The following is an 18763-nucleotide window of genomic DNA, read 5'->3' on the forward strand; positions in this document are numbered from 1 at the left end:
TGGGCCACGTACTGGCGATTCCGGGCACTCATTGGGAAGGATGTGGGCACCCTCGAGAACCAGCTTGGAAGGCCGGTGGCGTGCAGTGACCGCGCAACTTCTCATCGGGCCCGTATTACGCCGGGTCGTCGGTGATCGCGCCACCGTGTGGGTGGAGACCAGCGAGCCCGCGCTCGTCCGGGTCGAGGCGGGCGGCGAGGCCGCCGGGTCCGCTTCGACCTTTTCGGCGTACGGCCATCATTACGCCCTGGTGGTGGTCAGTGGTCTGGCCCCGGACTCGGCACACGCGTACCGGGTGCTGCTGGACGATCAGCAGGTGTGGCCGGCGGCCGGCTCGCCCTATCCCCCGTCGGTGATCCGCACCCGGGCCGCCGACGACGCGGACCAGCCGGTCTCGCTGCTGTTCGGGTCGTGCCGGCAGGCCACCCCGCAGGCCACCGGGCGGCAGCTGCCCCCGGACGCGCTCGACGCGTACGCCCGGCGGCTGATGGCCGAGCCGGAGCACCGCCCCGACCTGCTGGTCCTGCTCGGCGACCAGGTCTACGCGGACGAGACGTCGCACAAGGTGCGCCGGTTCCTGCGCCGGCGCCGGGCGGCCGGGCACGACGGGCCGGTCGATCAGGTGGTGACGTTCGAGGAGTACACGAAGCTCTACCTGGAGTCGTGGCGGGACCCGGAGGTGCGCTGGCTGTTCGCCACCGTGCCGAGCGTGATGATCTTCGACGACCACGAGCTGATCGACGACTGGAACACGTCCGCGTCCTGGCGCGCCGACATGGCCGCCCAGTCGTGGTGGCGCGACCGGATCTCCGGCGGGCTCGGGTCGTACTGGGTCTATCAGCACCTGGGCAACCTCAGCCCGGACCAGCTGGACGCCGACCCGCTGTTCCAGAAGGTGTCGGCCGCCGGGGACGCCACCGACCTGCTGCGCGAGTTCGGCCTGCGGGTCGACGACCCGGGCTCGGCCGAGAACACCGACGTGCCCTACCAGTGGAGTTTCGCCCTCGACCTGGGCCGCACCCGCCTGGTGGTGCTGGACAACCGGTGCAACCGGGTGCTCACCCCGGGCGCCCGGGCGATGCTGCCGGCCGCCGAGTGGGACTGGTTCCTCGACCAGGCCCACGGTGAATACGACCACCTGGTCGTCGGCTCGTCGCTGCCGTGGCTGATGCCGCCGGCCATCCACCACCTGGAGGCGTGGAACGAGGCGGCCGCCGAGTCCCGCCGGCCCCGCTGGTCGGGGTTCGCCGAGAAGGTGCGGCGCGCCTTCGACCTGGAGCACTGGGCCGCGTTCGGCAAGTCGTTCACCGCGCTGGGCGAGCTGTTCCGGCGGCTCGGCGAGGGCGGGGTGGGCGCGCCCGGGCACCGGGTCGGCGCGGGCGGGGCCTATGCCGCTCCGGCGTCGATCAGCGTGCTCTCCGGGGACGTGCACCATTCGTACGTCGCCCGCGCCGACTTCGGGCACCCGGTGGCCACCCCGGTGATGCAGCTGACCTGCTCGCCGATCCACAACGAGGTGCCGTTGCCGCTGCGGCCGCTGATGCGGGTCGCCTGGTTGCCGCCGGTCGCCCGGGTGGCCCGGGGTCTGGCCCGGTCGGCCGGGGTGGTCAAACCGCTGATCCGCTGGAGGCGGCTGTCCGGGCCGTATTTCGGCAACGCGATCGGCACGCTGACCCTGGACGGCCGGTCCGCGACGGCGTGCATCGAGGGCACCACCAAGGACGGCCGGCTGCACGAGGTGGTGGCGACGCGGTACCAGCCGTGAATTCCGTGGCGAGCGGTCGCGACCTGCGCCAGGATGACCGGCGATGACTACCTGGACCGCGCCCGAGGCGCATCGCGTATCCGAACCACTCACCGGCGCCGAGCGCCCCATGCTGCAGGGCTGGCTGGACTATCACCGGCAGACGCTGCTGCTCAAGTGCGCCGGCCTGACCGCCGAGCAGCTCAAGACGGCCAGCGTCGAGCCGTCGGCGCTGACCCTGCTCGGCCTGGTCCGGCACATGGCCGAGGTGGAGCGCTGGTGGTTCCGGACCAAGGCCGCCCAGGACACCACGCTGGGCGACCTCTACTGCCCGGAGGGCAACGACAACGGCGACTTCGACGACGTGGCCGGCGCGGACGCCGAGGCCGACTTCGCCACCTTCCACGAGGAGGTCCGGCTGGCCGACGCGGCCGTGGCCGCGCTGCCGCTGGACCACGAGTTCCCGGGCCGGCGCGGCCCGATCAGCCTGCGCTGGGTCTACACCCACATGATCGAGGAGTACGCCCGGCACAACGGGCACGCCGACCTGCTCCGCGAGCGGATCGACGGCGTCACCGGCGACTAGTCACCCAGGCGCGGCAGGGTGGACTTGCCCTCGTCCCGGACGGTGAAGGCGGTCATCGCGTCGCCTTCGCCGCTCTCCTGGACGATCACCTTGTCGTCGTCCCCCTCGGCGTACACGTAAAGGCCGTTCACCTCGATCCACCGGCCCTTGCCGTCCTGCGTCTTCGGGTACGTGAAGATCTGGTCCCGCCGGCCGGCGTCGCAGGCGGCGATCTTCAGGTCCAGCGACTTGCTGCCACCCGGCGAGGACACCTGGAGGCACCACGGCTCGCCGCCCTTGACGAGCTTGGCGGTCTTCATCAGGTACTCCGAGGCGCCGGGCTTGATCGGGGTGAGCACGAACACGGACCGGTCGTCGAGGTGGTCGGTCAGTGCGACGACGCCGTCCGAGCCGACGGTCAGCATCTTGCGTCCGCCGGACGGGACGGTGGCGAAGACCAGCTGGCGGTCCGGCCGGATCGCGGTGCCCGGGCCGACCGGGGCGATCCCGGCCGGCGTGCTGCTCGTGGCCGGAGCGCCGGCCGGCGCGCTGCTCGCCGGAGCGCTGCCGGCGGCGCTGCTCGCCGGAACACTGCTCGCCGGGGCACTGCTCGCCGGCTGCGCGGACGAGTCGGGTGACCCGGACGAGCAAGCGGCGAGGCTCAGGGTCAGGGCGAACAGGCCGATCTTGGCCACAGCAGACATCGACGATCCTTCCGGCAGAGGTGCTCCCATCTTGGACGGGAGCACCCGGCCCGCGGTTCCGGGGTCGTCCATCCGGCATCAATCCGGGAGATCGAGGACCTTGCGCAGGTAGGGCACGTGCTCGGCGCCGGTCCAGCGGTAACCGGAGAGGCCGGACGAGCGCGCGCCCCGGATCACCCGGTCGTCGTCGTCCACGAAGAGCACGTGCTTGGGCTGCTCACCGATCTCCTGGCAGGCCCGCTCGAAAAACTCCGGGGCCGGCTTGTGCACCTCCAACTCCCAGGAGCTGAGGACGACGTCCACCTCGCCGGTCAGGCCCAGCGCGTCCAGGTCGCCGCGGAGCCGGTCGGTGGCGTTGGTGGCCAGTCCGACCTTGCGACCGGCCGCCCGCACGCTCCGGACGAACTCCAGAGCCTCCGGCTCCACCTCGCCGAGCCGGGCCGGCTGCCACTCGGCCACCGCCGCGGCCGCCTCCGCCGCGTCCAGCGGCAGCCGGTCGGCGACCAGCTTCATCCACTCGGCGTCGGTGATCTCGCCGGCCATCGCGGGGCGGTAGAGGTCCCACGACATCGCGGTCTCCAGCAGGGCGGCCGGTTTCAGGCCGTATTTCACCTCGACGGCGATCATCGGGGCCGGGTCGAAGCGGCGCAGCACGCCGTCCAGGTCGATGAGCAGGGCCCGGGCGCGGTCGCGCATGTCTTGTCTAGTCCTCCGTGTCGCGGTTCAGCCGCTGGCTGATCACCTGCGTGACGCCGGCCCGCATGGTCACGCCGTACAGCGCGTCCGCGACCTCCATCGTCCGCTTCTGGTGCGTGATGATCAGCAGCTGGCTCTTCTCCCGAAGTTGCTGGAAGAGCGTAATCAACCGGCCCAGGTTGACGTCGTCGAGGGCCGCCTCGACCTCGTCCATGATGTAGAAGGGCGAGGGGCGGGCCCGGAAGATGGCGCAGAGCATGGCCACCGCGGTCAGCGAGCGCTCGCCGCCGGAGAGCAGCGACAGCCGCTTGATCTTCTTGCCCGGCGGGCGCGCCTCCACCTCGACGCCGGTGGTCAGCATGTCCTCCGGGTCGGTCAGCACCAGCCGGCCCTCGCCGCCCGGGAACAGCACCTGGAAGACCTGCTGGAACTCGCGGGCGGTGTCCTCGAACGCCGAGGTGAACACCTCGAGGATCCGGTCGTCCACGTCCTTGACCACGGTGAGCAGGTCCTTGCGGGTGGCCTTGAGGTCCTCCAGCTGGTCGGAGAGGAACTTGTAGCGCTCCTCCAGCGCGGCGAACTCCTCCAGCGCCAGCGGGTTGACCTTGCCGAGCAGGGTCAGGTCCCGCTCCGCCTTGGCCGACCGCTTCTCCTGGGTGGGCCGGTGGAACGGCACCGGCTCCGGAACCGGCTTGCCGTCCTTCTCGGCCGCCGCGACCTCCGCCTGGGTCGGCGGCACCAGCTGCTCCGGGCCGTACTCGCTGATCAGCGTCTCGACGTCGAGCGAGAAGTCCTCGGCGGCCTTGGCCTCCAGCTGCTCGATGCGCATCCGCTGCTCGGCCCGGGCCATCTCGTCCCGGTGCACCTCGCTGGTCAGCCGCTCCAGCTCGGTGACCAGGCGTTTCGCGGTGGCCCGCACCTCCTGGAGCTCGGCCTCCCGGCTGGTCCGCTCCTGCGCGATCCGGTCGCGTTCCTCGGCCGCGGCGGCCACCGAGATCTGCACCCGGGCGAGCGCGGTGCTCGCGCCGGCCGCGACCGCGCGGGCGATCTCGGCGCCCCGGGCCCGCGCGGCCCGGCGGGCCGCGGCCCGCTCCCGGGCCTGCCGCTCCTGGTTGGCCTGGCGCATCAGCGAGTCGGCGCGGCCCGCGATGGAGGAGACCCGCTCCTCCGCGGTGCGCACGGCCAGCCGCACCTCCATCTCGTTCTGCCGGGCCTGCGGGACCAGCGCGGCCAGCCGGTCGCGCTCCTCGGTCGACGGCTCCTCGTCGATCGGGGTGTCCTCGGCCAGCCGCAGCCGCTCCTCCAGCTCCGCCACGCGGATCAGGTCGGCCTCGCGGGCCGCCTCGGCCTTCTGCCGGGAGGCGCCGAGCCGCTCGCTCTCCGCTTTCGCCGAGCGGGCCGCGGCGCCCAGCTCGGCCAGCCGGCGGGCGGCCGCGTTGCGCTCGCCCTCGGCGGCCCGTTTCGCCTGCGCGGCGACGGTCACCGCCTGCTTCAGCTCGGCGACCTGGGCGCGCGCCTCGGCGAGCTGCTCCTTGATCTCGGCGATCCGCTCCTCGGCGGCGGCCCGGCCGGCCTTCGCCTCGTCGACCGCCGCCTGCACCTCGATGTAGCTGGTGGCTTTCGCCGAGCCGCCGGCCGCCGCGTACGTCCCGAGGACGTCGCCCTCCGGCGTCACCGCGCGCAGCTCGGCGTTCGACCCGACCAGCGCCACCGCCGCGGCCAGGTCAGGCACCAGCACCACGTCCCGCAACGCGCGGTTCAGCGCCGGCCGGATCTGCTCCGGGCAGTCGACCAGGTCGGGCGCCCAGAGCGCGCCCTCCGGCAGGCTCGGCCGCAGGGCGTCCAGCGACCCCCGCATGCCGGGCCCGGCCGGGGCCGCGATCACCAGCGAGGCCCGGCCCGCGTCGGCGATCTTCAGCGTACGGACGGCCTCCACCGCCTCGTCCAGGCTCGCGATCGCCACCGAGTCGGCCAGCGTGTCCAGCGCCGCGGAGAGCGCCGCCTCGTGCCCCGCGCGGACCGTCAGCATCGAGGCGAGGCTGCCCAGCATGCCCGGCACCTGGCCGGTCCGGGCCAGCAGCGCGCCCGCGCCGTCCTTGCGCTTGAGGCCCAGCGCCAGCGCCTCCTCGCGCGCCTTGAGGCTGGCCGCGTCCTTCTCCGCGGCGCGTTCCGCGTCGGAGAGCTCGCGGACCACGGCGGCGGCCTTGTCGTGCGCGGCGACCGCCTCGTCGTGCCGGGCGTCCAGCTCGGCGTTGTCCCGGTCGGCGTCCGACGACTCGGCGGAGACCACGTCCACCTCGGCCTGCGCCGCCTCGGCCCGCATCAGCGCGTCCTCGTGCGCGGCCGCCAGGCGCTCGATCTCCTCGGCGGCACTGCTGGTCCGGGCTCGCGCGGCGTTCACGTTGCCGGTCAGCTTGGCCAGGCCCTCGCGGCGGTCGGCGATCGCCTTGGCGGCCGCCCGCAGCTCACTCTCCGCGGCGGCCAGCTGGCGTTCCTGGTCTTGGCGGTGCTCGACCGCCTCGGCCAGCCGCATCTGGTCCTCGGTGAGCGCCTCGCGCAGCTCCTCCTCCTGCTCCCGGACCCGCTCGGCCTCGGCCTCGAGCATCTCCGGGTCGCGGCCCGGGCGCTCGTCGTCCGGGGTGGCGGCCAGGTGCCGCAGCCGCTCGGTGGCCAGCTGCTCGGTGGAGCGGAAGCGTTCCTGCAGGGTGGAGAGCTTGTACCAGGTGTCCTGGGCGGCCTGGAGCAGCGGCGCGTCCTCGGCGTGCGCGAACTCCAGGTCCGCCAGCATCCGCTGGACCTCGCGGTTCTCCTCCTCGACCTCGCCGCGCCGGTCGCGCATCGCGGCCTCGTCGGCGATCTCCTTGTCCAGGGTGGTGCGCAGCGTGAACAGGTCGTCGGCGAGCAGCCGGAGCCGGGCGTCGCGCAGGTCGGCCTGGATGCCGGCGGCGCGCCGGGCCACCTCGGCCTGCCGGCCCAGTGGTTTGAGCTGGCGGCGCAGCTCGGCGGTCAGGTCGTTCAACCGGTTCAGGTTGACCTGCATCGCGTCGAGCTTGCGGACGGCCTTCTCTTTACGCTTGCGGTGCTTCAGGACACCGGCCGCCTCCTCGATGAACGAGCGGCGGTCCTCCGGCTTGGCGTGCAGCATCGCGTCCAGCCGGCCCTGGCCGACGATGATGTGCATCTCCCGGCCGATGCCGGAGTCGCTGAGCAGCTCCTGGATGTCGAGCAGGCGGCAGGAGTTGCCGTTGATCTCGTACTCACTGGCGCCGTCGCGGAACATCCGCCGCGTGATGGACACCTCGGTGTAGTCGATCGGCAGGGCACCGTCGTTGTTGTCGATGGTCAGCGTGACCTCGGCCCGGCCCAGCGGCGCGCGGCCCGAGGTGCCGGCGAAGATGACGTCCTCCATCTTGCCGCCACGCAGTGCCTTCGCACCCTGCTCGCCGAGCACCCAGGCGATGGCGTCGACGACGTTCGACTTGCCGGAACCGTTCGGCCCCACCACACAGGTGATGCCCGGTTCCAGCCGCAGCGTGGTGGCGGAGGCGAAGGACTTGAAGCCCTTGACCGTCAGGCTCTTGAGGTGCACGGATCTCCGGAAGGTCTGATCGGCGGTGGTCTGCTGGGTGGCAGGCTACCCGCATGGGTCAGCCAGGGCAGCGTTACGCCGCGCCCGGGCCGCCCTCCACAGCCGGAATATCCGCCTTCTCCAGGCGACAACACCGCGCCGATCGGGATCCGTCGCCAGTTGGATCCGCGCCGCGTTCCTGCCGTCGCCCACTCGCCCGGTCACCGGGTGCGTCGGCCGCCGCCCGGGACCATGCCCTTCGTGTGCCCGGCGCATCCCCGTCCTGCGGGGCGGTAAACCTGCCAGCCATGCCGAAGCCGGACAAAAAACTGCGCGCCGCCACGGATGTGGAGGCGCGCTTTTCTTTGGTGCGTTGTGGTGCGAGGGGGGATAACGCCGGTCAGCCACCCCGCAGCGACATCCCGGCGTCGATCGGGCTCAGGTCAGGGCCGGCTCGCTCAGCCGCAGAATGTCGTCCGCTTCCGCGGCGGCTGCCGCCAGACGATCATTCTCCGCCCGGAGGCGGGTGACCTCGAACTCCAAGCTCTGCACCCGGGAACGCAGTCGGGTGACCTCGTCGAGCAGGCGCCGATCGGGCGCCGCACCTACGTGGCCGTAGAGGGCCTTCGCCATCGTGACTCCTTGTGACGCGGTGCGTCTCGTATGTGTTTTCTTCGCCGGAAACGGCCGGCCAACGTGCGCCCAGCGCGCGCGAACTGACGCACCAAAGGCTCACGGGCACGCGTGAACACAGAATTCCGCCACTGGAGCAACGGAACTCACTTAGGTGCAGATGCTCAAGCCACGAAGGGAGCCGGGGCATGAGTGGGCGCGACTGGCGACATCTCCATAGTCCGCCGATACCCATGCTCCGTCAAGCCGAGCGCACGCAGCGGCACGGCCGACGTCAGTGAATCACGCCACCAAGGAGTGCTGAACTGCGATTATGCACGCTCCCGGCGGTTTGGCGATCTCCTCGACGCCACTCGATCAATTCACTGGACGAAGTTCGATCAACACCCTACGCACGGACACCGCCCGGGGGCCACTGATTTGATCAAGAAGATCATCGGCTCCGCGTGGCGAAGGACAGCAGGCAATGCCCACCGCCGGGGGTCCGGCAAACCAGAACGTCCGTCACGAACACTTGCCGAACACCATCTCCTTTCGGGCAAATTCGGGCAAACCTGTGCGACAAATTAGGGCAAAGGGTGCTTATTTCTGTCGCCTAGCTGACATGACTTGCTAGCCCGGGGTCCTTCTGTCGTTGCCTCCAGCGTGAATCCGACCCCGTCGCGCGAGCGCATCTGTCTGCTCACCGGCGGCGGGTACCCGTACCGCCGGGACGCCCTCGGAGGTTGGTGCCGGTCGCTCGTCGAGGGCTTGCACCGGTTCCGCTTCGAGCTGCTCACCGTCACGGACCGGGAACTGCCGTCCGCGCCCGCGTACCCGCTTCCGTTCAATGTCGGCTCGGCGCGCGTCGTCGCGCTCGGCCGCGAACCGGCCCGCTCCGAGCGGCGCCGCGCCCAGCTCCCGGACGGGGCCGCCGACGCGGTCGGCCGGTTCTGCCGGGGGCTGCTCGACGAGACCGCCACCGAGGAGTTCACCGACGGGCTGCGGTGGATCGCCGAGCTGGCCGGGAACCGGCCCAGCCCGCTGACCCGGCTGCCGCTCGCCGACCGGCTGCTCGACGCCTGGCGGGGGCGGGCGGAGGGCGTACCGGAGAATCCACCGCTGCCCAAGCTCAGCGTGCGTGACGCGCGGACCGCGGCCACCCTGTTGCGGCACGCCATGCGTGCCCTCGCCGTGCCGGTCCCGGACGCGGACCTGGTGCACTGCGTGGGCGGCACCACCCCGCTGCTGGCCGCGCTCGCCGGGCGGTGGCGCAGCGGCACCCCGCTGCTGCTCACCGAGGCGCGCACGCCGGTCACCCGGCAGCGGCCGGCCGAGGAGCGGCTCTCGCCCGCGGTCCGGCTGATCCTGCGGCGGTTCCGGGGCGCGGTGGCGCGGACCGGGTACGCCGAGGCGGAGCTGATCGCGCCGCTGAGCGCCTACCACCACGACTGGGCGCTGGACCACGGCGCGGAGCCGACCCGGCTGGTCCGGGTGCCGGCCGGGGTGGACCCGAAGGAGTACCCGGGCGCCGCCGAGCTGGACGCGCCGCCGACCGTGGTGTGGGCCGGCAGCGGTGGACCGGACAGCGGGCTGACTCTGGTGCTGGACGCGTTCACCGAGGTCGCGGCGGCGCTGCCGGGGGCGGTGCTGCACCTGGTCGGGGTCACCGCGAAACACGAGGAGCACTGCGCCGACCAGATCGAGCGGACCGGGCTGGGACGCGCGGTACGCCTGCACCCGCTGCCCGCCGACCCGCGGGAACGGTTCACCGTCGGGCAGGTGGTGGCGCACGTGCCGGGGCCGGCCGACCCGCCGTACCGGCTGGTCGAGGCGATGATGTCGGGCCGCCCGGTGGTGGCCGTGGACATCGGCCCGGCCGGCGAGACGCTCGGCGACACCGGCGTCGTGGTGCCCGCCGACGACCCCTCCGAGCTGGCCATCGCGATCGTCGGCCTGCTCCGGGACACCCCGCGCCGGCGGGCGCTGGGCGACGCGGCCCGGCAGCGTGCGCTCAGCCACTTCACCGTCGACCGGGTGGTGCGGGTCTACGGCGCCCTCTACACCGACCTGGCCGCGCCGCCGCCGGCGCCGGCCTTCGAACTGGCGCTCGCCGTGCCGGCGCCGCGTACTCCGACGCCGGCCACGCTGCGCTGGCTGACCAGGGAGGACTGAAATGACGATCACTCCCCCGCGCGGGACCTCCGGGACCTCGCGCACGGCGGCGCGCAACCGGCGGCGCCGCCCGCAGACACCGGGCGAGCCGCGGCACGCGGCGAACAGCGGGCCGGGTTTCGACGAGGCCCCGGCGCCGCGGCGGCGGCCCGCCCCGGATCCGGGTGGGGCCGGGTTGGGCGCTCGACTGTACGAGGTCATGTCGGACTCCGAGCGGGAGACGGCGGTGGCCGAGACGCTGCTGTTCGTGCGGCCCGACTTCGGGGACGAGCCGGCCGCCGGTCACGAGGCAGCACCCGCCCACGCGGCCCCGGAGCCGGCCGGGCCGGCCCATGCCGCGCTCGAGACGGCCGGGCCGGCCCACGCGGCGTTTGAGATGGCCGCACCGGCGCACGCGGCGCTCGACACCGCCGCACCGGCCCACGCAGCACCCGAAACGGCCGCGCCGGCCCACGCGGCGTTCGAGATGGCCACACCGGCGCACGCGGCGTTTGAGATGGCCGCGCCGGCGCACGCGGCCCACGACATCGCCGCGCCGGCGCACGCCGCGGCCGAGACACATCTCTTTCCGCGGATCTCGCTGACCGAGGCGGAACTGGCGAGCGCGGACCTGCCCGGCACCGGTCCGATCGCCGAGCCGGGGTTCGGCACGGAGACGGTGACGTTCGAGCGACCGGCCGACCTGGCACCCGTCGGCGAGACCATCCTCTTCACCCGGCCCGCGGACTGGGAGACAGCGGCGGTGCGCGACCGGGCGGTCGGGACCGGGGCGGACATGACCCCACCGGCCCGGACCGGCTCCGGTGCGGTGCGGCGTGAGGTCAGCCCGATGACCGAGACGTTCCTGTTCGGGGCGCCGGTGCGGCACGCGCAGGAGCCTCGGTCGCCGATCGACGGGACGGCGGAGACGCTGCTGTTCGCGGGGCTGTCCCGGGCGCTGGCCGTCCAGCTGGGCGAGGAACCGGGCGCGGTGGAAACGGGCACCGGTGTGGAACCGGCGTCCCTGCCCCTGGCGGACGCCGAGGCCGCGGTGGCGCAGCCGGACTGGGCGGACGCGGTCGCGCCGGTGAACGGGGATCCGGTGCACGCGGCGGTGGCCGCTTCGCCCGGGTGGGACCAGGACGCTGCTCCGGCGGCAGCCCCGGACTGGGACGCGGATCATCCGGGTGCGGCTGCGGCACTGGACTGGGAACACGCCGCCGCTCCGGCGGCAGCCCCGGACTGGGACGCGGATCATCCGGGTGCGGCTGCGGCACTGGACTGGGACCAGGACCACGCCGCCACGGCGGCGCCGGAAGACTGGGAGCAGGACGACGCTGCGGCGGCATCGCGTGACTGGGACGCGGCGCAGCCGGCTTCGGGCGCGTCGGCGGGCTGGGAACAGAACCACGCGAGTGCTCCGGCGTACCAAAACAGCGCGGGCATCGCGCCGCGCGGACCGAGACGTCGGCGGCGGTCCTGGGCCGAGCTGGATCGGAAGGCGGCGGAGCCGCGGCCGACCGGGGAGGACGTGCGCGACCTGGCCGCGCACGCCTCGCTCGACTTCACCGGGTCGAGGGAGTGCACCGAACCGGAAGAGTTCGGCGGGCCGACGGAATACGCCGGACCGGAGGAGTTCGGCGGGCCGGCCGCTTTCAGCGAACCGGCGGCATTCGGCGAACCAGAAAATTTCGCAGGACCGGAGGAGTTTGCGGGACCGGAGGAATTCGGGGAGCCGGAGGACTTCGCGGGACCGGGGCCGTTCGGCGAGCCGGAAGACTTCGACGGACCGGAGGAGCTGGGCGCCGGGCTCGGGACCGACGGCTCCGGCGAGCTGAGCCCGGCGCGCCTGGCCAAGGCCGCGGCCGCCGACGCCGCCTGGCGGGCCTTCGCCGAGGGCGAGCGGGAGACCGAGATCCGCACCGGCCGCCGAGCCAAGAGCCGGTGGCTGAGCACCCTCACCGGCACCCGCACCAGCGGTGACCACGACGCGCTGAAACGGCCCTTCTTCCTCTGGCCGGTGCTCCTTCGCTGCTTGCTCTACCTCGGGCCGCTCAGCGTGGCCGTCGCCGGGGTCGGCGCGCTCGGCCGGGTCGCCTGGCCGGTGCCGGCCGTCACGCTGCTGCTCGGCTGGGCCGCGGCGCAGGCGCTGACCAGCGTCGGCGTCACGGTGGCGCGGCGGGCCGGTGCGGAGGCCGCGGTTCGTCTGGTCGGGGCCGGGTTCCTGGCGGTGACCGGGGTGTGGTGCGCGCTCGTCTGGATCGCGCCGGCCGCGCTGCTCGGGCCGGACCGGCTGCTGGCCGCCTCGGTCGGGGCGGGTGGGCTGGCCACCCTGGCCACGGTGACCGCGGCGCTGGTGACCCGTTCGGAGTTCGCGGTGATCCGCTGGTACCTGCCCTGCTGGCTGCTGGCCGGCCTGGCGCTGGCAGCGGCCGGTGGGGTCGGCTGGGCCGGCTGGGTGCCGGTGGAGACGCTGCTGCCGGCGGCGATCGTGGCGGTGCTGGTGCGGGCGTTCCGGCCGGCCGTGCTGCTCGGGCGGGAGTGCCGGATCCCCCGGCTCAGCCCGGTGGAACGCCGGCGCGGGCTGGCGTACTCGGTCGTCGGCGCCTCCCAGGCGATCTCCGTGGCGCTGCTCTGGCAGGCCGGTCCCGCGGTCACCCCCTCGCCCGCCGCGCTGCCGCTGCTGCTCGCGGTGCCGATGCTGGAGGCGCTGATCGGCTGGCACACCGACCGGATCGACGCCGGGCTGGACTCCGCGGAGAGCGCCGCCGATCTGGACCGGCACGTCCGCAACGTCACGGTGATCACGCTGGCCGGCCTGATGCCGCCGCTGGCCGCCGGTGGGGCGCTGGCGCTGGCCGCGTACCGGCTGCCCGGTGGGCTGTCCAGCCTGCACGGCGCGCAGGGCGCGGTGCTGGCGCTGGCCGCCGGGACGCTGCTCGGCGGGGTCTTCGCGATCACCTTCCTGCTGGCCGCGCGGGCCCGGATCGGGTTCGCCGCCACGCTGGCCACCGCGCCGCCGCTGGCCACCCTGGCCCTGCCCCTGCTTCCCCAACCGGCCGCCGGGCCGCTGCCGGTCGCCGTCGCCGTGCTCGCCGCGACGCACGTGGCCGGCCTGCTCATCGTCGCCCTGACCGCCGCCGATCTTCGGAGGACCTCGTGAAGACCCTGTTTCCCGCGTACGCCCACCCCGGCCCCGAACTCGAGCTGGACGCCGACACCTGGATCGTCCGCGAGCACCCGGGCGACCGGCGTACTCTGCACCAGTCGCTGGGCCGGATCGACCTGGACTGGGGCAGCCGCTCCCTCGCCGACGTCCTCTCCGACGTGGACGCCTGGCGGGCCGACGGGGTGGAGGGCCTGTTCCTGGACCGGGCGCCGGCCGGTTCCGGCGGTGTCGGGCCGGTCGCGCTGACCGTCCGGCTCGCCGCCCGCCGCGGCCTGCACCGGGTCGTGCTGAACCCGGGCGTGCCGACGCATCCGCTCTACCGCGATCTCGGGGTGCGGATCTGCACCTTCGAGGGACCCTGGTCGGCGTACCAGACCTGGGACGGCGACGGCACCCGGCCGGGCGACGGCCACATCGTGCACGGCGTCCCGGCCGCACTGCTCACGGCCGCGCGGCGCCTGATGGGCCGCCGCGGCGCCGGCTTCGGCCTGGCCACCGACGCGGGCCCGGACCTGGCCCCGGCCGGAGCTCCGGGAGGCGGCGCCCACAGCGCCGATTGAAACCAGTTCCCGGTACGTCCGAGGCACGCGCCCGCCTGAACGCCTCGGCCGGCCTCAACGCCTCGGCCAGCCTCAACGCCTCGGCCCGCCTCAACGCCTCGGCCCGCCTCAACGCCTCGGTCCACCTCAACGCCTGCGCTGGCCTCAACGCCTCAAAAGTCGGGCTCCGCCAGCCCAGCAACGCTTGTCCACAGTCACGCTTCTTCCACAGGCCATCCGACAGCACTCGCCGACCGCCGTCACACTGTTCTGGCGGCGGTCCCCCAGGGTGGGCGGGTCGACGAGGGGCGGGCGGAGGCAGGCAGGCGCGAGGCAGGCAGGCGCGAGGCGGCCGCGAGGCAGGCGAGGCACGCGCAAGAAAGGCAAGGCGGCCCTGAGGCAGGCGTCAGACGGCTGCGAGGCAGGCCGTGCGTCAGGCGGCCGGGAGGCAGGCGTGCGGCGGCGACCGGGACGGACGCCGACCGTGGTGGTGGGCGGAGACGAGGTGACGGGGTTGGTTTTGATCTCCGGAACCGACCGCGGACAGGGAAGACATCCCATGTGCCAGGGGTGTCAAGCGGCTTGACCCGATCCACATCTGCCCAGGGCGCTGAGGGCCAGCCGAGGGGTGTCGGGCTGGTCCTAGTGGCCCTATCCGGGTGTGGGATTGGGCGTTGAGGGCCAGCCGGGGAGTGTCGGGCTGGACCTGGTGGCCCTATCCGTGAGTGGGATTGGGCGTTGAGGACCAGCCGAGGAGTGTCGGGCTGGACCTGGTGGCCCTATCCGGGTGTGGGATTGGGCGTTGAGGGCCAGCCGGGGAGTGTCGGGCTGGACCTGGTGGCCCTATCCGTGAGTGGGATAGGGCGCTGGGGGCCAGCCGGGGAGTGTCGGGCTGGACCTGGTGGCCCTATCCGGGAGTGGGATAGGGCGCTGGGGACCAGCCGGGGTTTGATCTCCGGAACCGACCGCGGACAGTGAAGGGTGGGCTGATCGTCCTGGACGCGCCAGCGGCCAGATCAGCCCGCCCGGCCCGCGCGGGAGCATGCGATCCGCACCCCGCCGGGCCCGCGTAAATGAAGATCTTGAAAGTCTGGCGACGTCGGCCGCCGCTCGGGGATCGGCTCAGGCGTGCGGGAGGCGCGGCCGGGGCTGGCAGCGGGGGCAGCTGAAGCTGGAGCGGTTCATGAAGCTCTCGCGGCGGATCGGCGCGCCGCAGCGACGGCACGGCTCGCCCTCGCGGCCGTAGGCGTTCAGCGACCGGTCGAAATACCCGCTCTCCCCGTTCACGTTCACGTAGAGCTCGTCGAAGCTCGTCCCGCCGGCCACGATCGCCTCGGCGAGCACGTCCCGCACGTGCCCCAGCAGCCGCGTCACCGCGGGCCGGGTCAGTTTGTCGGTCGGGCGGGTGCCGTGCAGTTTCGCGCGCCAGAGCGCCTCGTCGGCGTAGATGTTGCCGACGCCGGAGATCAGGCTCTGGTCGAGCAGGGCCCGCTTGATCTCGGTGTGCCGGCCGCGCAGCCGGGCCGAGAACGCCTCGTCGTCGAAGAGCGAGTCCATCGGGTCGCGGGCGATGTGCGAGATCTCGCCGGGCAGTTCGGCGCCGCCCTCGGACACCGACAGGCCACCGAACGTGCGCTGGTCGACGAAGCGCAGCTGCGGGCCGCCGTCGGTGAACGTGAAGCGGACCCGCAGGTGCTTCTCGTCCTCGGCGTCGGCCGGCTGCATCAGCAGCTGGCCGCTCATGCCGAGGTGGGCGATGATCGCGTCGCCGGAGTCGAGCGGCAGCCACAGGTATTTGCCGCGGCGGGACACGTCGAGCACGGTGCGGCCGGCGAGCACGTCGCTGAAGTGCGCGTCACCGGGCAGGTGGCGGCGGATCGCCCGCGGGTGGCGCACCTCGGCGGTGGCGATCGTGCGGCCGGTCACCCACTTGGCCAGTCCCATCCGGACGGTCTCGACCTCGGGAAGCTCAGGCAACGGGGGGTCCTCACATCGTGTAGGGCCAGACGGTGATCAGGTAGGCGCCGTACCAGAGACCGAAGAACGCCCAGCCGCCGATCGCCAGGATCGCGACCCGGGGGCGGGCGCGGGCGGCGGCGACGACACCGGGCAGGAGCGTCAACAGTACGGGCAGCAGCAGCCGTGGCTTGGAATGGTAGAAGCCGGCCTGACCGTAGACCAGGACCATGGCGATCACGCCGTAGACGGCGAGCGGCAGCCAGGGTTTGCGGGCCAGTGCCACGCCGGCGGCGGCGAGCGCGGCCAGCAGCAGGAACGCGACACTGACCTGCACCCAGTTGTCGCCGGTGGTCAGCGCGTCCCGGACGAAGGTGACCGTGCTGCGGCCGTAGTCGAACGAGGTGCCCCACCCGGCCGTCTGGATCTTGAACCAGGCCGACCAGTCGCCGACCCGCCAGCCGACCCAGCCGAGGAAGAGCGGGACGCCGGCCAGGGCGGTGGCCGCCGCGGCGAGCGGGCTCCAGATGCTCTCGGTGCTCTTGGCCGCCCGGATCTCGCGGACCGTCATCAGCGCGGCGACCGCCAGCGCGATCGCCGCGGCGGCGCCGGTCGGGCGGGTCAGCGCGGCGCCGAGGCCGAGGAGACCGGCCGGCAGCCACGCCTTGCGGTGCGCCGCGGCGAGCATGCCCGCCACCATCGCGATGAAAAGGCTTTCCGAGTACGCCATGGAGAGCACCACGGAGACCGGAGCCGTGCAGCAGATCGCCACCAGCGCCCAGCCGGCCCGCTTGCCGTACAGGGTGGTCCCGAGCAGGTGCAGCGCGACCGCCGCCCCGATGGAGGCGATCCAGGCCACCCCGAGCGCGGCGTTGCTGGCCGGCACCCCGAGCAGCGTGACGCCGCGGATCAGCATCGGGTACAGCGGGAAGAACGCCAGCTCGTTGGCTTGCAGCACGTGGCTGGCGTCGTACGTGTAACCGTGCGGGTACCCGTCCATCGCGACCCGCAGGAACCAGCCGCCGTCCCAGACCAGCAGCCGCTGGAACACGCCGCCACCGGTCTGCGTCGACGCGCCGCCCAGCCACCAGATCATCAGCAGCTGGGCGACCCGGGTCAGCGCCAGCAGGCCGACCGCGACGGCCACCCCCGTGCCGCCACCGGCCTTCTCCCAGAGGGTCTCCCGGTGGTTCTCCGTCTCGTCCGGAGCCACCGGCGCCGCCTCACTCGGGCTTGTCGTCGCCATCGGCTTCATTCCGCTCCGATAGGGTCCGCCAGGCAGCCGCGGCGGCACGCTGTTCGGCCTGCTTCTTGCTGCGCCCGTCGGAGCCGCCGTAGCGGACGCCGGCGACCACCACCCAGGCGGTGAACGTCTTGGCGTGGTCCGGGCCGGAGTCCTCGATCACGTAGTCCGGCACGCCCAGCCCGAGTGCGGCGGTCAGCTCCTGGAGGCTGGTCTTCCAGTCCAGCGCGGCGCCCCGGCCGGCCGACTCGGCCATCAGCGGGTCGAACAGGCGGTGGATCACCTCGCTGGCGGTCTCCAGGCCGTGCTCCAGGTAGATCGCGCCGAGCAGCGCCTCCAGGGTGTCGGCCAGGATGCTGGCCTTGTCCCGGCCGCCGGTGGTCTCCTCGCCCTTGCCGAGCAGCAGGTGCGGGCCGAGGCCGTCCTCGCCCAGGCCGCGGGCCACGTCGGCGAGCGCGTGCATGTTGACCACGCTGGCCCGCAGCTTGGCGAGCTGGCCCTCGGGCAGGTCCGGGTGGTTGTGGAAGAGCGCGGAGGTGATCACCACGCCGAGGACCGAGTCGCCGAGGAACTCCAGGCGTTCGTTGGTGGGCAGGCCGCCGTTCTCGTACGCGTACGAGCGGTGGGTCAGCGCTCGTTCCAGCAGGTCTGCCTCGAACGGGATGCCGAAGGCCTCTTCCAGGGGGAGGGTGGGGGGACGGCGGCGCTTGTCATTCATGCGATACCTCGTTGTACGACATCAATCCTGCGATGGCGGTGCAGATCGGCGGCGAAGGCGATGCCCTTGGCGAGATCGGTGCCGGTGGCGGCGCCGTGGCAGACCACCACGACGCCGTGGACACCGAGCAGCACGGCGGCGGGCGTTTCGTCCGTTTCTTTCGGCCTGGTGGCCGCTTCGAGGGCTTTGAGGAGCACGTTTCCGGTGAAGCCGTCGGTGACCACGACGTCAGCGGCTCGGCCGAGCACCACGTCGCTGCCCTCGACCAGGCCGGCGTAGTTCAGCGGGAGATCTTGGAGGAGCCGCGCGGCGGCCCGTCGCAGGCGGTCGCCCTTGCCGTGCTCGGTGCCGATGGTGAGCAGGCCGACCCGGGGCTCGGCCAGGCCGTGGACCGCGGTGGCGTAGGCGGCGCCGAGCCGGGCGTGCGTGGCGAGCGTCTCCTCGTCGGGGTCGACGGTCGAGCCGACGTCGAGCAGCACGAGGCGGCCGGCGGCGGTGGGCAGCACGGCGGCGAGCGGGGGGCGGCGGATGCCGGGCCAGCGGCCCAGGGCGCGTGCGGCGGAGAGCACCGTCACGGCGGTGTCGCCCGCGGAGACCAGGGCGTCGGCCTGGCCGGCGGCGACGGCATCGGCGGCGGTGCCGCCGAGCACGGTGGTGAGGCGGTGGCGCCGGGCCGGATGGACGGCAGCGACCACCGCGTCGGCGGCTTCGGCCGGGCCGACGAGAGTCAGATGCAGGGTCGGGTCGTCTGCGAAGGCACGCAGAGCGCCGTCAACCACGACGGCGGGAGCTTGGTCCCCGCCGAGGAGGTCGACGGCGATCCGCGCGGTGCCCGGCTCCCTGCGGGGAGCCGGAGCACCGGTGGGACGCCACTGCTCAGGTACGACCCGCCCGGTGATCGGGCGCGTCACTCGGCGTCGTCAGACCTCGAGGACCTGACGGCCGTTGTAGGTGCCGCAGACCGAGCAGGCGGCGTGCGGCAGCTTCGGCGACTTGCACTGGGGGCAGGCCACGGTCGAGACCGCGGTCGCCTTCCAGTTCGCCCGGCGCGAGCGGGTGTTGCTGCGCGACATCTTGCGCTTGGGGACGGCCACG

Annotated in this window: 14 protein-coding genes; 5 read left to right on the forward strand and 9 right to left on the reverse strand. The window is 73.3% G+C overall.

From position 1 onward, the window contains the following. The first annotated feature begins 40 nt into the window (after positions 1-40). Together Aiant_RS15515 and Aiant_RS15520 are read left to right on the forward strand one after the other, a co-directional pair. Entirely contained in the window at positions 41-1765 is a 1725-nt protein-coding gene (locus Aiant_RS15515) for an alkaline phosphatase D family protein (protein ID WP_425322672.1), read from the forward strand. 43 nt (positions 1766-1808) lie between these two features. After that, the gene (locus Aiant_RS15520; protein ID WP_189328822.1) at positions 1809-2330 is read left to right on the forward strand and encodes a DinB family protein; all 522 of its coding nucleotides are present in this window, start codon (positions 1809-1811) and stop codon (positions 2328-2330) included. Here the strand turns inward: Aiant_RS15520 and Aiant_RS15525 are convergent. The 4 genes from Aiant_RS15525 to Aiant_RS15540 form a co-directional block, all read right to left on the reverse strand. Further along, a complete protein-coding gene (locus Aiant_RS15525; protein ID WP_189328821.1) occupies positions 2327-3013 on the reverse strand; it encodes a hypothetical protein in 687 nt (228 codons plus the stop codon). The two genes, Aiant_RS15520 and Aiant_RS15525, sit on opposite strands and share 4 nt — an antisense overlap. A gap of 78 nt (positions 3014-3091) precedes the next feature. Then, positions 3092-3709, reverse strand: a complete 618-nt coding sequence (locus tag Aiant_RS15530; RefSeq protein WP_189328820.1) for an HAD family hydrolase — start codon at positions 3707-3709, stop codon at positions 3092-3094. 7 nt (positions 3710-3716) lie between these two features. Continuing rightward, positions 3717-7298: a chromosome segregation protein SMC gene (smc, locus tag Aiant_RS15535; RefSeq protein WP_189328819.1), complete on the reverse strand. Its 3582-nt coding sequence runs from the start codon at positions 7296-7298 to the stop codon at positions 3717-3719. A gap of 417 nt (positions 7299-7715) precedes the next feature. Next, positions 7716-7910 (reverse strand): hypothetical protein, encoded by a 195-nt coding sequence (locus tag Aiant_RS15540; RefSeq protein WP_185037500.1) that lies wholly within the window; start codon positions 7908-7910, stop codon positions 7716-7718. A 645-nt stretch (positions 7911-8555) separates the two neighbouring features. Here Aiant_RS15540 and Aiant_RS15545 point away from each other — a divergent pair. Genes Aiant_RS15545 through Aiant_RS15555 form a run of 3 tightly spaced genes read left to right on the forward strand, consistent with a single transcriptional unit; the run spans position 8556 to position 13772 of the window. Beyond that, the gene (locus tag Aiant_RS15545) at positions 8556-10064 is read left to right on the forward strand and encodes a DUF3492 domain-containing protein (RefSeq protein WP_189328818.1); all 1509 of its coding nucleotides are present in this window, start codon (positions 8556-8558) and stop codon (positions 10062-10064) included. 1 nt (position 10065) lies between these two features. Beyond that, positions 10066-13206 carry a hypothetical protein gene (locus Aiant_RS45710; RefSeq protein ID WP_229829841.1) on the forward strand — a complete coding sequence of 1047 codons (3141 nt, stop codon included), beginning with the start codon at positions 10066-10068 and terminating at the stop codon, positions 13204-13206. After that, on the forward strand, positions 13203-13772 hold the full coding sequence (locus Aiant_RS15555) for a spherulation-specific family 4 protein (RefSeq protein WP_189328817.1): 570 nt from the start codon (positions 13203-13205) through the stop codon (positions 13770-13772). Before Aiant_RS45710 ends, Aiant_RS15555 begins: the two co-directional genes overlap by 4 nt. A gap of 1101 nt (positions 13773-14873) precedes the next feature. On the opposite strand, the gene mutM is transcribed toward Aiant_RS15555, so the two are convergent. The 5 genes from mutM to rpmF are packed head-to-tail and all read right to left on the reverse strand — an operon-like array spanning position 14874 to position 18762. Continuing rightward, complete coding sequence (mutM, locus tag Aiant_RS15560) at positions 14874-15728, reverse strand: bifunctional DNA-formamidopyrimidine glycosylase/DNA-(apurinic or apyrimidinic site) lyase (protein WP_189328816.1); 855 nt, start codon at positions 15726-15728, stop codon at positions 14874-14876. Positions 15729-15738: 10 nt separating this feature from the next. Further along, the gene (locus Aiant_RS15565) at positions 15739-16953 is read right to left on the reverse strand and encodes a mannosyltransferase family protein (protein ID WP_189328815.1); all 1215 of its coding nucleotides are present in this window, start codon (positions 16951-16953) and stop codon (positions 15739-15741) included. Then, complete coding sequence (gene rnc / locus Aiant_RS15570; protein ID WP_189328814.1) at positions 16931-17668, reverse strand: ribonuclease III; 738 nt, start codon at positions 17666-17668, stop codon at positions 16931-16933. Before rnc ends, Aiant_RS15565 begins: the two co-directional genes overlap by 23 nt. Beyond that, complete coding sequence (locus tag Aiant_RS15575; protein WP_189328978.1) at positions 17665-18567, reverse strand: phosphate acyltransferase PlsX; 903 nt, start codon at positions 18565-18567, stop codon at positions 17665-17667. The genes rnc and Aiant_RS15575 overlap by 4 nt, the downstream gene beginning before the upstream one ends. Before the next feature lie 21 nt (positions 18568-18588). Continuing rightward, positions 18589-18762 (reverse strand): 50S ribosomal protein L32, encoded by a 174-nt coding sequence (gene rpmF, locus Aiant_RS15580; protein ID WP_067685631.1) that lies wholly within the window; start codon positions 18760-18762, stop codon positions 18589-18591. Position 18763: the final 1 nt, after the last annotated feature.

It is taken from the genome of Actinoplanes ianthinogenes (assembly GCF_018324205.1).
Classification (GTDB): Bacteria; Actinomycetota; Actinomycetes; order Mycobacteriales; family Micromonosporaceae; genus Actinoplanes; species Actinoplanes ianthinogenes.